General features: G+C 53.0%; 11 protein-coding genes and 1 tRNA gene. 4 read left to right on the forward strand and 8 right to left on the reverse strand.

Annotation, left to right across the window (positions count from 1 at the left end):
• Window positions 1–23: 23 nt before the first annotated feature.
• Both A3193_RS20375 and A3193_RS20380 read left to right on the forward strand, forming a co-directional pair.
• The gene (locus A3193_RS20375; RefSeq protein WP_139117040.1) at window positions 24–230 is read left to right on the forward strand and encodes a hypothetical protein; all 207 of its coding nucleotides are present in this window, start codon (window positions 24–26) and stop codon (window positions 228–230) included.
• A 25-nt stretch (window positions 231–255) separates the two neighbouring features.
• The gene (locus A3193_RS20380) at window positions 256–498 is read left to right on the forward strand and encodes a hypothetical protein (RefSeq protein ID WP_141694773.1); all 243 of its coding nucleotides are present in this window, start codon (window positions 256–258) and stop codon (window positions 496–498) included.
• A 156-nt stretch (window positions 499–654) separates the two neighbouring features.
• Here the strand turns inward: A3193_RS20380 and A3193_RS08820 are convergent.
• A tRNA-Ser gene (locus A3193_RS08820) sits at window positions 655–745 on the reverse strand.
• A 171-nt stretch (window positions 746–916) separates the two neighbouring features.
• Here A3193_RS08820 and A3193_RS08825 point away from each other — a divergent pair.
• Window positions 917–1,588: a Bax inhibitor-1/YccA family protein gene (locus tag A3193_RS08825; RefSeq protein WP_068993560.1), complete on the forward strand. Its 672-nt coding sequence runs from the start codon at window positions 917–919 to the stop codon at window positions 1,586–1,588.
• 66 nt (window positions 1,589–1,654) lie between these two features.
• Window positions 1,655–1,834, forward strand: coding sequence for a hypothetical protein (locus A3193_RS08830; RefSeq protein ID WP_069005985.1), 180 nt, complete (start codon window positions 1,655–1,657; stop codon window positions 1,832–1,834).
• 19 nt (window positions 1,835–1,853) lie between these two features.
• Here A3193_RS08830 and serS read toward each other — a convergent pair whose 3' ends face one another.
• From serS to A3193_RS08865, 7 genes are all read right to left on the reverse strand, one after another.
• Window positions 1,854–3,125, reverse strand: coding sequence for a serine--tRNA ligase (gene serS, locus A3193_RS08835; RefSeq protein ID WP_069014547.1), 1,272 nt, complete (start codon window positions 3,123–3,125; stop codon window positions 1,854–1,856).
• A gap of 3 nt (window positions 3,126–3,128) precedes the next feature.
• The gene (locus A3193_RS08840) at window positions 3,129–3,440 is read right to left on the reverse strand and encodes a DUF190 domain-containing protein (RefSeq protein WP_069014548.1); all 312 of its coding nucleotides are present in this window, start codon (window positions 3,438–3,440) and stop codon (window positions 3,129–3,131) included.
• On the reverse strand, window positions 3,437–3,811 hold the full coding sequence (gene crcB, locus A3193_RS08845; RefSeq protein WP_069014549.1) for a fluoride efflux transporter CrcB: 375 nt from the start codon (window positions 3,809–3,811) through the stop codon (window positions 3,437–3,439). The genes A3193_RS08840 and crcB overlap by 4 nt, the downstream gene beginning before the upstream one ends.
• A 138-nt stretch (window positions 3,812–3,949) precedes the next feature.
• On the reverse strand, window positions 3,950–6,490 hold the full coding sequence (locus tag A3193_RS08850; RefSeq protein ID WP_069014550.1) for a tetratricopeptide repeat protein: 2,541 nt from the start codon (window positions 6,488–6,490) through the stop codon (window positions 3,950–3,952).
• Window positions 6,491–6,643: 153 nt separating this feature from the next.
• Window positions 6,644–11,581, reverse strand: coding sequence for a cytochrome c3 family protein (locus tag A3193_RS20550; protein ID WP_155523032.1), 4,938 nt, complete (start codon window positions 11,579–11,581; stop codon window positions 6,644–6,646).
• Between the two features lie 25 nt (window positions 11,582–11,606).
• Complete coding sequence (locus A3193_RS08860) at window positions 11,607–13,139, reverse strand: cytochrome C (protein ID WP_069006094.1); 1,533 nt, start codon at window positions 13,137–13,139, stop codon at window positions 11,607–11,609.
• A gap of 77 nt (window positions 13,140–13,216) precedes the next feature.
• Complete coding sequence (locus A3193_RS08865; RefSeq protein ID WP_069014551.1) at window positions 13,217–14,128, reverse strand: hypothetical protein; 912 nt, start codon at window positions 14,126–14,128, stop codon at window positions 13,217–13,219.
• Between the last annotated feature and the right edge of the window lie 257 nt (window positions 14,129–14,385).

The raw sequence follows: 14,385 nt of genomic DNA on the forward strand, positions 1-14,385 counted from the left end.
GTGCTCGCCACGCGAGGTTTTCGGTGCCTGCTGATGGGCAGGGATTGATTCGCTGCGCTCACCCCTACGGGGCGCCTACGCTGCGCTGCGGCGTCCTGCGTCGCTTTGCGCCTGGTGATTCGCTGCGCTCACCCCTACGGGGCGCCTACGCTGCGCTGCGGCGTCTGCGTCACTGCGTTCCTTTCGAACGAAGGGTTCGCACCAAAACCTGCCTCTCCGCCAATAATTAAAGAGTGCTCGCCACGCGAGGTTTGGGTGCCTGCTGATGGGCAGGGATTGATTCGCTGCGCTCACCCCTACGGGGCGCCTACGCTACGCTGCGGCGTCCTGCGTCGCTTTGCGCCTGGTGATTCGCTGCGCTCACCCCTACGGGGCGCCTACGCTGCGCTGCGGCGTCTGCGTCACTGCGTTCCTTTCGAACGAAGAGTTCGAACCAAAAACTGCCTCTCCGCCAATAGTAAAGAGTGCTCGCCACGCGAGGTTTTCGGTGCCTGCTGATGGGCAGGGATTGATTCGCTGCGCTCACCCCTACGGGGCGCCTACGCTGCGCTGCGGCGTCTGCGTCACTGCGTTCCTTTCGAACGAAGGGTTCGCACCAAAACCTGCCTCTCCGCCAATAAAAAAAGGGCGCTCACTCGAGCACCCTTTTTTTATTGGCGGAGAGGCAGGGATTCGAACCCTGGGAGGGCTACTAACCCTCAATGGTTTTCAAGACCACCGCATTCGGCCGCTCTGCCACCTCTCCTGAAGGGGCGCTAGGATACATAACCATCCTTGAAATTGCTAGTGTTATCCCTACCTATATATGTGTTGACCTTTTGTGCCGGCACGGTATGCTGTGCTGAACATTTCATGGCAGCCACTGTCTGATACAAAGAGTTTGATTTTTGGGAATAAATCAGGAGATTACACCAAAATGAATCGTCTAGATTTCACTGCAACGCAATCGATTGAGTCCACTCTTTCGACTAATAAGCTAATAAAAAACACTTATATGTTGCTATCCGCCACTCTGGTTTGGAGTGCGTTGATGGCGCTTGTTTCCATGGCCATCGCTCCTTCACCGATGATCTCCCTGGGAACCTCACTCGGTGCCTTGGTGGTGCTTTGGTTTGTACTGCCCCGCTATGCCAACTCTGCCGCAGGTCTGTGGGTAGTATTCGGCGTCACCGGCCTGTTGGGCTTTGGCTTGGGCCCTACTCTGAACTACTATGTCGCCCTGTCTAATGGTGGTCAGATCGTAGCGACGGCATTTGGCGGTACCGGTATCATCTTCCTTGCGCTTTCCGGTTATGCCCTGTCGACCAAGCGGGATTTCAGCTTCATGGGCGGCTTTATCTTTGCCGGTATGATTGTTGTGATGCTCGCTTCACTTGCCGGTCTGTTCCTGGATATGCCTGGCCTGCACCTGGCCATCTCCGCAGCCGTGATCCTGCTGATGTCCGGTTATATCCTGTTTGAGACCAGTCAGATGGTTAATGGCGCTCAGACCAACTACATCATGGCCACGGTGAGTCTCTATCTGGCCATTCTCAACATCTTCACCAGCCTGCTGCATCTGCTTGGCGCACTGGGTGGGGAAGATTAATCAGCACAGTTGAAGTGATGAGAGAACCCCGGCTATGCCGGGGTTTTTTATAGAACAGGCAAAACGATGGATTGGGTGAAAATATTCTCCGCCATCCTCATCGTGGGATGGATCATCTTCCTCTGGCCCAGGGCCAAACACTGGATGAAGAACAGCCCCAAGGCAGAACAGGGAGACTGGATGGCTGCCATTCTGCCACTGGCCGCTGTTGTCGGTTTTGTGGCATTACTCATCATGATGGTTTAGCAAACCACCTCTTGGACCATCAAAGCTTTTCCAGGCCACCCATGTACGGCTTCAGGGCTTCCGGGATCCGGATCGAACCATCAGCCTGCTGATAGTTCTCCATAACCGCTACCAAGGTACGGCCAACAGCCAGTCCTGATCCATTCAGAGTGTGGACCAGCTCCGGCTTACCGGTCTCCGGATTTCGCCAGCGGGCCTGCAATCTTCTCGCTTGAAAATCGACAAAATTGGAACAGGAGGAGATCTCCCGGTATTGACTCTGTCCCGGAAGCCAGACCTCCAGATCATAGGTCTTGGTGGATGAGAATCCGATATCCCCGGTACACAGGGTGACAACCCGGTATGGCAGCTCCAGCTTCTGCAGAATCGCCTCAGCGTGTCCGGTCAGATCTTCAAGAGCCTGAAATGACTCACTCGCCCTGACCGCCTGTACCAACTCGACCTTTTCAAACTGATGCTGTCGAATCATGCCTCGCGTGTCTTTTCCGTATGAGCCTGCTTCGGAGCGGAAACAGGGGGTGTGTGCCACCCATTTTCTCGGCATCTCATCCGCATCGATGATCTGGTCCCTGACCAGGTTGGTGACCGGTACCTCTGCGGTAGGGATCAGGTAGTAACCGGATTCACCGCAGAGTTTGAACAGGTCTTCCTCGAATTTCGGCAGCTGACCGGTTCCCCGCAGACTGTCACTGTTGACCATATAGGGGACATAAGCCTCTGTGTAGCCATGCTCTGTGGTGTGGGTGTCGAGCATGAACTGAATCAGGGCGCGATGCAGTCTGGCCAATGGACCGGCCATCACCGCAAAGCGGGAACCGGTAATCCTTGCAGCCGCCTCGAAATCGAGCAATCCACTGGCATCACCCAGGTCCACATGATCCTTGGGCTCGAAATCGTACTCACGGGGTTCGCCCCAGCGCCGCTCTTCACGGTTGTCCGCTTCATCCCGGCCCTCAGGTACTGTTTCATGAGGGATATTGGGAATGCCCAGGGTGATCTCGGAGAGTTCAGCCTGAACCCCATTCAGATCCTCTTGCAGGAGTTTCAGCCGGTCTCCCAGTTCGGCAACCTCAGCCAACAGTGGCTGAATATCCTCGCCGGCCGCTTTCGCCTTACCAATCGATTTTGATCGACTGTTACGCTCATTCTGCAGCTCCTGGGATTCAACCTGAAGCCCCTTGCGACGCTCCTCCAGCTCAGCGATGAGTTGGATATCCAACTCATAACCACGGCGACGCAGCTGTGCTGCCACCTCTTCCAGATTGTTTCTTATCAGTCGTGGATCCAACATCGATTATTCACCCATATTAACCTGGGCGGGCCAGCTCACTACGTAACCCGGCTCGACCCATTGATTCAAATCTTGCAAAACTTTTTCCACCCGATCCGGACTATCAAAGAACTCGATCACCAGAGGCAGATCCATGGAGATGTCCAACAGTGACGCCTCATGGGCTCTGCCGGAGCGGCCAAAGCCCGCAATGCCGCGAAATGCAGTGACTCCCCTTACCTGCTCTTCATTATGCAGGAAGTCGAGCAGCTTTCTCAGCTGGTGATCTCCCTCGGTGATATAGACCCGCACCATGGTGACTTCGGCCTGTTTCATAGTTGCCTCCCGAGTACCAGACCCAGCCAGCAAGCCAACAAACAGGCAACCACACTGAGTAGAACATTCAAGCCCGCTTTTAGAACCTCGGCCTGCTCCAGCAGGTTCAAAGTCTCCATAGAGAATGTGGAGAAAGTGGTAAAAGCCCCCAGAAAGCCGATCAACAATCCGGCCCGCCATTCAGTCGAGACCGCCATGCGTTCAATAAACAACACATAGAGGAATCCCATCACCAGGGAACCCAATACATTGACCACCAGGGTGCCATAGGGAAACCCTCGTCCCAAAACCCCATACACGCCGCTGGATACCCAAAAGCGGAACAGAGCTCCGACGGCACCGCCGCTGGCAATAACGAGTAGTTGATACAATCCGGAATCCTAGGGACTGGAAAAGATGGGATTATAACCGCTGTTGATGGACTTTTGGCTAGGGTAAATTAAAATATTTAGACCAAAAAAGGATCCGTTGTTACATCCCTAGAGCTTTCAGTGGCCGTTTGCTGAAGTTTAAAAATCCCATCGGTAGCCCGCATAGAAGAAGTAGTCGGTAAAATTGGTCACTTCCGTACCATCATCCTCTTCAAACCAGTTGAGTCCCCCCTCCAGTTCGAAGGTGAAGTCTTTCCGCAAACGGTAGTCCATCCGTAGAAACGGACTGACCGTAAACCGGGTTCCTTCATTCTCTTTGTTTTCACGATAGGAGACATCCAGACGCGGATTGACCCGCCAGGCGTTGGTGATGGGATAACGGCTGCTGACCCCAATCCGGTAGGTATCCGAGGTGTCCGAATCGGAATATCGGAGGGTGAACACTCCGATATCCCCCTGTTTCAGCAGATCGTTCTTGATCACCTGAAAGGAGTAAAAGAACTCTGTATCGGTGGCTTCTGTGGCAAGAACACCGCCTGAGGCGGGGGTTTCCCCGGTTTTACTGGCTGTGAAGTCGCCACTCAATTGCAGGGTGTCGGAGAAAGGATGTGTGACACCAAAGGAGATACTCGAGGATTTGGCGGTGCGATCCTGAGCAAGGTCGTAGATCTCGTCATCGCTGTAGAAATCCTGCAACTCCTCAACCGACCCGATCGGCAGGAAAGTGTCCGGATCGGATTGTCCACTCAGGGCATTCGAGGTCATCAGGATTGGGCTGGTGCGATAATCCAGATTGAGGTAGAGGCTGGTTTTGTTCTCCAGACGCCAGTTGGTCTGCAGCATGAAAATACCCAGCTCTTTGTGGAAGATATCGTAATCGACCAGGCTGAACATGGACTTTTGAGGATCATAATAGCGGACCTCGCCACCCACTGCCCTGCGGTCAACCAGGCCATCCACCCGCTGCTCGACAATAAACAGGCTCGCATCCCAGTTTTCAAAGATGCTGGAGAAATCACCACTGATCCCGGCGAACTGTTTGTGCTCATGCAGAAAGGTATCCCGGGAGCGTTCGACCGGCAGACCCGCTGACGCCCGGATATTGATATCCGGGGTGAGCTCGTAACCGAGTACCAATCCATCAAATCGGTTCAGGATACCGCTTGAACGGAGTCTCTGACGGCCAAACTTGGCGCTGGTCCGGCTATCCAGATGTTCAACATCGATATAGGCGTCACTGAGGGTGGTATCATTTTCCCCATCATCCAGCAGATCGGAGATATAACTGCCGGTGATCTTCATGCGCATATCGTACTCTTCACTACGGCGACGGGCATTGAAATCGACAAAGCTCTCAATCTCCGAACGGGAGATACTGTCTTCGTCCTCGACGAAGGGACTGTCGATCTTATCCCGGCGGTAGTTCTGGGAGAAACTGCCGTAGACATCCCAAATCGCCTTCTCCCCTTCCTCTTCGCTGCCTGGTTCCCCCGGCTTGGGCCTTTTGCGTAAGGTCTCTTTGGGCCGTTGAGGTGCGGTCTCAAGGCCCAGCAGACGCTGTGTCACCCGCTCCGCATCCTCACCTTCCGGGTACTTTTCCAGATAGAGTCTGTACTCCCCTTTTGCATGGGCAATCTGACCGTTACGTTCACGGGAGAGACCCAGCAGCTCCAGGGCTTCCTGGGTGTAGATGTTGTCAGGCTCTTCCAGCAGGGCTTCCAGTAAGCGTACAGCTTTGGCATAGTCACCCGCCGTGATGGTGCGCCGGATCATCTCCATCATCTTGGTGATACGGGGATCCACATTGGCCAGTTCAGGCTCCTCCATGTACTGACCGTCCAGACCCGGCTCCAGCCCTCTTTCAAAAAAGGCCTGGCGTCTTTCAACAATATCCGCCGTGTCGATCCAGGCATTCGGATAGAAGCTCTTTACCGCCTCTAACTGCCGTTTGGCATCCTGCTTGGTACGAAAAAAACCGAGCCGCAGGCGGTAGATCGGATTACCTTCGATCTCCCCCTTGGTGCTGTAGAGCAGTTGGTTTTCGCCGATTGGCACCGGTGGCATCTCTTCATAATCGACCGGTTCGGATTGGACACCGAGATTGAGTACATAGATCACCAGGGGCAGTGACTTGACACTCAATGGCGCCTTCATTTCAGGCACTTCGGTCTGCAGCGTCTTCAATCTGGCCTGACCGAAACCAGAGCTGCGTTTGACCTGTTCCGGGAGAACAAACTCCATCACATAGAAATCCCTGCCCTGGCGGATTTTTACATCTCTGACCGGCGTGGCGAAGGAGACCAGCAGGGTGGAGGTGCCCAGACGGCTACCCTGAAAAACCACTTTATCAAGTGGTATCGCAGCGGATGGGCTCCAGGTCAGTTGATCCTCCTGATCGAGCTCACCATCCTGGTCCTGCTCGGTTGTCGCACCAAGCTGTTCATCCGTGGTCTGTCCTACCCTGACCTGCACCCCCAGTTCACTGTTTGACTCATTGATCAGGTGAGACACATAACGGACCGGCACATTGAAGTGGACAGCAATGACATTTGCCCCCGCTTCAGAATCGATTTCAATACGATCGAGAATTCTGGATGCAGCCTGTGACTGCGTGGTCAATAGCAACAACACGATTGACAACAGCCAGAAATAGACCCTCGATTGAACTTTGAGCTGCACGCTTGTTACCTGATTGAATTAAAAAATGTCATTAATTAAAGACTGCTGGTTGATGGGCTGCAAGGCCATCCTATCAGGTCATGAGAATAATGAACAAAGTGCTTAAAATGACCCGAATAATCCCTAATCACTAAGGGATTATTCGGATATCATTTACCACTCCCTGTCGCTCACTCTATGACAGCCACTGCTTCCGCAATTGCGATCAGCACTGAGTCCGCTATGGTCATCTTCACCTCTTTCATAATCATTTGCATGACATCCCGCACAAGAGCGAGCATAGCTCGGAAACGGCCAAGGAACTGACTCACTGTTACTCGAGTGACAGTCTTGGCATGACAGGTTAGCCCGGTGATCGCCCGGATAGTTTCCGGATGTATGACGATAATTTATCACGGGCAACCAACCATTGGTGGTATGGCAGGCATCACACTGCTGGGTGGTAACGAAATGCCCTTGAGGAGTCCCGGTGGCAATCGTGCCATTGTGACAGCTGTTGCAGTTACCGGTTACACCACTGTGATCAAACGTCACACTGAGCCAGTTACTGGTTGAGGTATGGCAATCATCACACTGAGCATTGGTAGGCAGATGGTTGGCCGACTTACCTGTTGCGAATGTGCCGTTGTGGCAGTTGGAGCAGGTTCCGGCCACATTGGTGTGACTGAAGGTCACATTCAACCAGTTGTCGGTTGAGTTATGACAGATATTACACTCTTGCGTGGTCGGTATATGGTTGCCAGGCTTACCAGTCGCCAGGGAACCGTTGTGACAACTGGAACAACCGGTAATGATGCTGCCGTGGTTGAAATCGACGTTGGCCCAGTCGGTTGTGGATATGTGGCAAGTATCGCACTGACCTGAAGTCTGGATATGGCCGGCGTGTTTGCCGGTTGCGGTCACACCGTTATGACAGGTTGAACAGGTACCCGCCACATTGCCGTGGGTGAAGCGTACATTCAGCCAGTTGGTTGTCGAGAGATGGCAATCATCACACTGGGCTGTGGTAGGTACATGTCCCGGATCCTTACCGGTAGCGGTAATGCCGTCATGGCAGTTGGAGCAGTTACCCGCCGCATTGGTGTGATCGAACCTGACCGACAACCAGTTCGTCTGAGAGGTATGACAGGCGTCGCACTCGGACGTGGTCGGTACATGGCTGGCCGGTTTACCGGTCGCGGTAACCCCGTTGTGGCAACTTGAGCAGGTGCCGGTAACCACCGAGTGATCGAAGTTGACCGCTGTCCAGGTTGTCTGGGAGGTATGGCAGACATCACAGGCCGCATTGGTGGCCACGTGGCTGGCTGATTTACCGGTCGCGATGGTGCCGTTATGGCAGCTCTGACAGGTGCCGGTTACCGTGCTGTGGTCGAAGCGTACCGAGAGCCAGTTGACAGTGGAGATATGGCAACTGTCGCACTGACCACTGGTGGCGATATGGGTCGCATGTTTACCGGTAGCGATGGTGCCGTTATGACAGCTTGAGCAGGTTCCCGCAACGCCGGCATGATCGAAGGTGCCGGTGGCCCAGGTTACCGTGGTATGGCAGTTCTCGCACGGCTCATTGGTCGGTATGTGATTGGCCGGTTTACCGGTGGCGTCGACATTATTATGACAGCTGGCACAGCCGGAGACGATACCGGTGTGATCGAAGCGGATGTTCAACCAGGTGGTGTTGGAGATGTGGCAGTTGTCACAGGCCGCATTGGTCTGCACATGGTTTGCCGGCTTGCCGGTTGCTGTATTGCCATCGTGACAGCTGGCGCAGGCACCGGAGACCACCGCGTGATCAAAAGTGATCTGCAACCAATTATTGGTGGAGGTATGGCAGGCCTCACAGGAGGCTGTGGTCGCCACATGGGCGGCATGCTTGCCGGTCGCCCGGACTCCGTCATGGCAGGATTGGCAGCTGTCCGTTACCCCGTCGTGGTTGAAGTTGGTGATTGTCCAACTGTTGGTGGTATGACAGGTATCACAGGTCGCATTGGTCAATACATGGGATGGTGATTTACCAATGGCAATATCCCCGTTGTGACACAGATGACAAGCTGTGGTGACCCCACTGTGGGTAAAACCGTTCAGGTTCCAGTTGGTCGGTGTATGACAATCTTCACAGGGCTGGGTGGTGGCAATATGTCCAGCATGTTTGCCGGTTGCTGTGGTGCCGTCATGGCAGGATTCACAATCCCCGGTAATCCCCGCATGGTCGAAATTGGAGATCAGCCATCCATCAACCGTATGACAGGTATCGCACTGTGCATTGGTCTGCAGATGACCGGCATGCTTACCGGTTGCCCGTACTCCGTTGTGACAGCTCGAACAGACTCCGGCGGTCGGTACGGCACTGTGATCAAAGCTGACCCTCAACCAGGTGGTGGTCGAGTTGTGGCAGACATCACACTGCTCAGTCGTGGCAATGTGGTTGCTATGCATACCGGTGGCGGTGGTACCGTTATGACAGCTTGAACAGACTCCGGTGGTGGTCACCCCGCTATGATCGAAGCTTGTATCCTGCCAGTTGATGGTAGAGAGGTGGCAAATGTCACACTGAGCGGTCGTTTCGATATGTTGCGCATGCTTGCCGGTTGCTTGTGTGCCATCGTGGCAGTTGGAGCAGTTGCCGCTGGCAGCCACATTGTCATGATTGAAGGTGGTCAGCAGCCAGTCGATGGTTGACGTATGGCAGCTGTCACACTGGGCATCCGTGGGAATGTGTGAGGCGTGTTTGCCTGTTGCAACCACACCGTCATGACAGCTTGAGCAGGCTCCTGCCACACCGGCGTGATCAAAACGACCGGTGCTCCAGGTAATGGTGTTGTGGCAGTTCTCACAGGGCTCCGTGGTGGGTATGTGGGTATCGGGTTTACCGGTGGCATCCACCCCATTGTGGCAGGATTCACAACCACTGGTAATGCCGCTGTGATCGAAGCGCACCGCTGTCCAGGTCTCATTGGAGATATGGCAGTTGTCACAGGCCGCATCGGTCTCGATATGGTCGGCCGATTTACCAGTTGCAGTCACACCATCATGACAGCTGGCGCAGGTCCCTGTAACGATGGAATGGTCGAATGTGACTTCCGCCCAACTGGTTGTCGAGGTATGACAACCTTCACAGACCGCCGTTGTGGCCACATGGGTATCGTGTTTGCCGGTGGCACGAACACCATCATGACAGGAGTGACAGCTCTCGGTGACCCCTTCATGACTGAAGTTGCTGATCGTCCAGGCGTTGGTAGTGTGGCAGTTGTCGCATGAAGCAGTGGTCGGAATATGGTTATCGTGTTTACCGGTGGCCACACTGCCGTTATGGCAGGATTCACAGGTACCGGAGACCCCTTCATGGGTAAATCCTGTTAGAGTCCAGTCAGTGGTTGAGTGGCAGGCCTCACAGGGTGATGTGGTCAGGATATGATCCGAATGCTTGCCGGTGGCGGTCACCCCATTGTGGCAGGATTCGCAATCCGCAGTGATCCCTTCATGGGAGAAGTTGTTGACGTTCCAGGCAGTGGTTGTGTGGCAGGTATCGCACTCGCCGTTGGTCTGCAGGTGATTGGCGTGTTTGCCGGTGGCGCGTACACCGTTGTGACAGGTTGAGCAGACGCCTGCGGTTTCAATCGAGCTGTGATCAAAGCTGACATCACTCCAGTTACTGGTTGAGTTATGACAGACATCGCACTGCTCGGTGGTCTCAATATGCGTCGCATGCATGCCGGTTGCCTGGCTGCCGTTGTGGCAGGTGGAGCAGCGTCCGGCGGCATCCACGCCGCTATGGTCAAAACTGGTATTCAGCCAGTTGTCAGTAGAGAGATGACAGACATCGCACTGTTCGCTGGTCTGAATGTGCAGTGCATGCTTACCGGTCGCCCGGGTTCCGTCGTGACAGGTGGAACAGACACCGGCACTCTGGAATCCGTCATGGCTGAAATTGATGACATGCCAGTTTGCGGTGGTTGCATGGCAGACGTCGCAGGATTCGTTGGTGACAATATGGGTATCGTGTTTGCCTGGCGCCTGTACTCCGTCGTGACAGCTTGCACAGGTACCCGGTACAACTTCACTGTGATCGAAACCAACCACACTCCAGTCCTCGGTTGAGGTATGGCAGGTATCACACTCTGCAGTGGTCTGTACATGATCCGCATCTTTACCTGGCTGTGTGATACCGTCATGACAACTGGAGCAACGGCCAAACACCTCCTCTCCATGTACGAAGTTGACCACCAACCAGGAGTTGGTCGAGGTATGACAGATCTCACACGGCTCACTGGTTGGTACATGACCGACCGGCTTTCCGATTGCGCTGACCCCGTTATGACAGCTCTCGCAATCTCCCCGGATCCCGGCGTGGGAGAAATTATCCACTTGCCAGCTGTTGGTGGTGTGGCAGAGATCACAGGCCTCATTGGTCACAATATGATTGGCCGATTTACCTGTGGCACTGATGCCGTTATGACAGCTTTCACAACTGCCGGCGGCAACTGCCGAGTGATCAAAAAAGACCAGCAGCCAGCTGTTGGTGATATGGCAGGTATCGCAAGGCTCTTCAGTTGCGATATGAGTATCGTGTTTGCCGCGGGCGATGTTGCCGTTATGGCAACTTTCGCAGGTGCCGGTCACAACCGAGTGATCCACACGGCTGACCCGTCCCCAGCTGAAAGTGGTATGACAGAACTCACAGGTATTCCCGGTGCTGATATGATCACTGTCCTTGCCCTGAGCTGCTGAACCGTTGTGGCAGGAGAAACAGCCACTGTCGATGGTACCGTGATCAAAACGGGCTACATGCCAACCGACTGTGGTATGGCAATCATCACAGCGGTCATCGCTTTGAATATGATCGATCGGCTTACCGGCTGCATCGGTATCGTTGTGGCAGCCATCACACATAACCGGTGTACCCTGGAACTGGCCTTTATCGTGACACTGATCGCATTCAACGTTGCGGTGTTCACCAGTGAGCGGAAAGCCGGTTTCAAAGTGGTCGAATTCAGAGCTCTCTGCATGGACGAAATTCATCAATGACATACTGACAACAAAAAGCAGCAGCCAACTGGCCTGTTGTAGCAGTAATCTCAATTTGGGCAGTCTCATCATCATATCTTCCATACAGACTCGATCAGCGAATTTCCGGATTCTCGAATGTTTCGGTGGTGTGGCAGCGATCGCAATGCCGGCCAAAACCACCCCGATGTATGTCATCACCCCGATGACAACCGTAACAATGGTTGGCTGACTGTTTATGTTCGGTCAGCTCAGCACGATGGCAGGCATGGCAGAAAACCTCGCCGTGCTTACCATCCAATGGAAATTCTGTCTGTTCGTCGTGATCAAAGGTCCATAGCATCCATGCATTTGGATTGTGGCAATCACCACACAACTCACCCATTTTTCCTTCATGGGTGTCATCTTTTTCATGACAGGACAAGCATACAATCTCTGTTTGTGGGTAGACCGCATCAAGATGACAGGATTCACAGGCGGTCACACTATGGATACCGATCAGAGGGAAGCGTGTTATGTCATGTTCAAAAAAGAGCTTCTCTGTCCAGCCCTTTTCATTGTGGCAGTAGCCGCAATCCTCACCCAGGTCGCCTTTGTGCAAATCGATGGCCCGATGACAGGTGATACACTCGGCCTCTTTCAAATCATCCATCGCGGCATTTCGATGACAGGCGTGACAACTCAGCTTTTTATGCTTGCCTTTCAATTCAAATTTAGCGTCCTTACCATGATCGAACTGGGTCTCTGTCCAACTTGAGGGACGATGACAATCCTGGCACTTCTCACCATTTCGCCCTTTATGGTCATCATCTTTCTCATGACAGGCGAAACATTTTTTAGAAATTTTCTTTTCAAACGGCCCACGGGTGTGGCAGGTATCACAAGGCACATCTTTATGCTGGCCTTCCAGCGGAAATTCAGTATCGGCTCGATGGTCGAAAGCCAGTTCTTTCCAATCCTCGGTAGCATGGCACTTTGCACAGACTTTGCCGTAACGACCATTGTGCGCATCATTGATCAAATGGCAGCCGATACACTCCTTGGGGGTATTTTTGTAGTGTTCATCGGCGTGACAGAGCTTACAATCGAGATCCCTGTGTTTGCCAGTCAGTGGATAGTCAGTATCCAGATCATGATCGAAATCCTGTTTGCGCCAGCTTTTTTCGTTATGACATTTATCGCACTCTTCGCCCAGTTCCCCCCGGTGGGCATCGTCCGACTCATGGCAATCGAAACAGAGTGAGGGGGCATGACTGTATTTCTTCTGCTCTTTGGTATGACAGAGTTGGCAGGCCAACTGTTCGTGGCGGCCCCTGAGCTGGAAATCAGTCTGTGAGTGATCGAAATCTTCCGTATCCAGATTGACGATATCCCGATCTCTTCCCTTATGATCGGTATGGCACTGTTTGCAGTTGGCGGCTCGCTGTTTATCCAGTCTGCCGTGGAACCCGGTACCCTGCTCGATATCTTTGGCCACATCACTGTGATCATGACAAGCGAGACATCGCTCTACCTGGTCGGCTTTTTTCAAGGTCTCATGGCAACTCTCACACTTCTCTTCAAACTCGGCGTGACCTTCGATTACCGGCCCCGGCATCAACAGTAGATCCAGCTTCCCTGCATAGCTTGGAGATAGAGTAAATATCATCAGCAATAGTACGCAAATGACATGCCAGCCAAATCGGTTCATGACGAATGTAGGTAGAGTGTTGCTTGCTTAACGGTCTAGTAGGCATGCACAGCATAGACATGCACAAAACCGGTAATCACCATCATGATGAAGAGCGGCATATGCAGCAGATGCCAGATCCCAAAGAGTCTTTCATAGAAATGTAGCTCTAGAATCTGCCGAAGGATAGACCTGTGGGACAACAGCATTTTTCTGATGCGCAGCTGATTGCGCAGAACCTTCGACTTTGACCAGCCTTTTTTGTAGCCCACTGCCAGCAGTTTCTTGTTCAGTGAGCGCATTACTTTCGGGTAGAGCACTGCAGATGTATAGCGCATCTTGACCCAGTGTTTGGCACTGGCGATCGGGCCGGTAGGAGTGTTCATGACATCCTTTTCATACTGCTTCATCAGCTCCTTGGCTTTGGGATTCAGTTCAAACAGGCGTCCCAATTTTTTTGTCAACACCAAAGAGTCGGCGTGCAATGAAGCGAATGTAGCCTTTTTACCATACAATCCGTAGTGGATTCGGGTATAGAAGTAACGCCCGAACAGACCGCTGATTGCAACAAACAACATACTATAGAGCGCCACCCGACCGTTCAGGGAGCCGATATGGTAGCTGGAGTGCATCATGATCAGCACCGGACCCAGCACACCAAACACCATGTGCAGGCGGAACCAGAACTTGACAGTCAGCCATTTGGACATAAAGTGGAGGCGTTTGCGCATCGGATAGAGCAGCAACAGCAACATCATGCTGCCACCGACGATACCGAACCAGTAGCCCCAGCCGACCTCAGCTGTCCACACCGCCTGGGAGTGGTTCAACCAGGCCATATAGAGCAGCAGGAGTGAAAACAGGGTAAATCCAAGGGTTGTTATAAACCCCGCTCTGCGTTGCCAGGCAGAGAGAATGCTCTCCAGTACTGACTCATTTACACTGGTTGATATGGCTGCTGTTTGCATCGACATCACCTACATATTTGGTATTAATTACAATCACTTACTTTTTTGTTACTGCTTTTTATTTAGAATGAGAGCCGCGATCAGCATTTTCTCCACATTACGTCTCTATGTTATGTTGGGACAAATTTCCCATCCATGAAGGGCTTCACAAAAAATCACTCTAAATACATTTATGTTTTCGGCAGAAACCTCAGTGATTGAAATTACTGTGTACAATTTAGGCATCATTTCCCACAAACTGTGACAGTTAGCACTCT

Origin of the sequence: Candidatus Thiodiazotropha endoloripes (assembly GCF_001708965.1) — a bacterium.
Taxonomy (GTDB): Bacteria; Pseudomonadota; Gammaproteobacteria; order Chromatiales; family Chromatiaceae; genus Thiodiazotropha; species Thiodiazotropha endoloripes.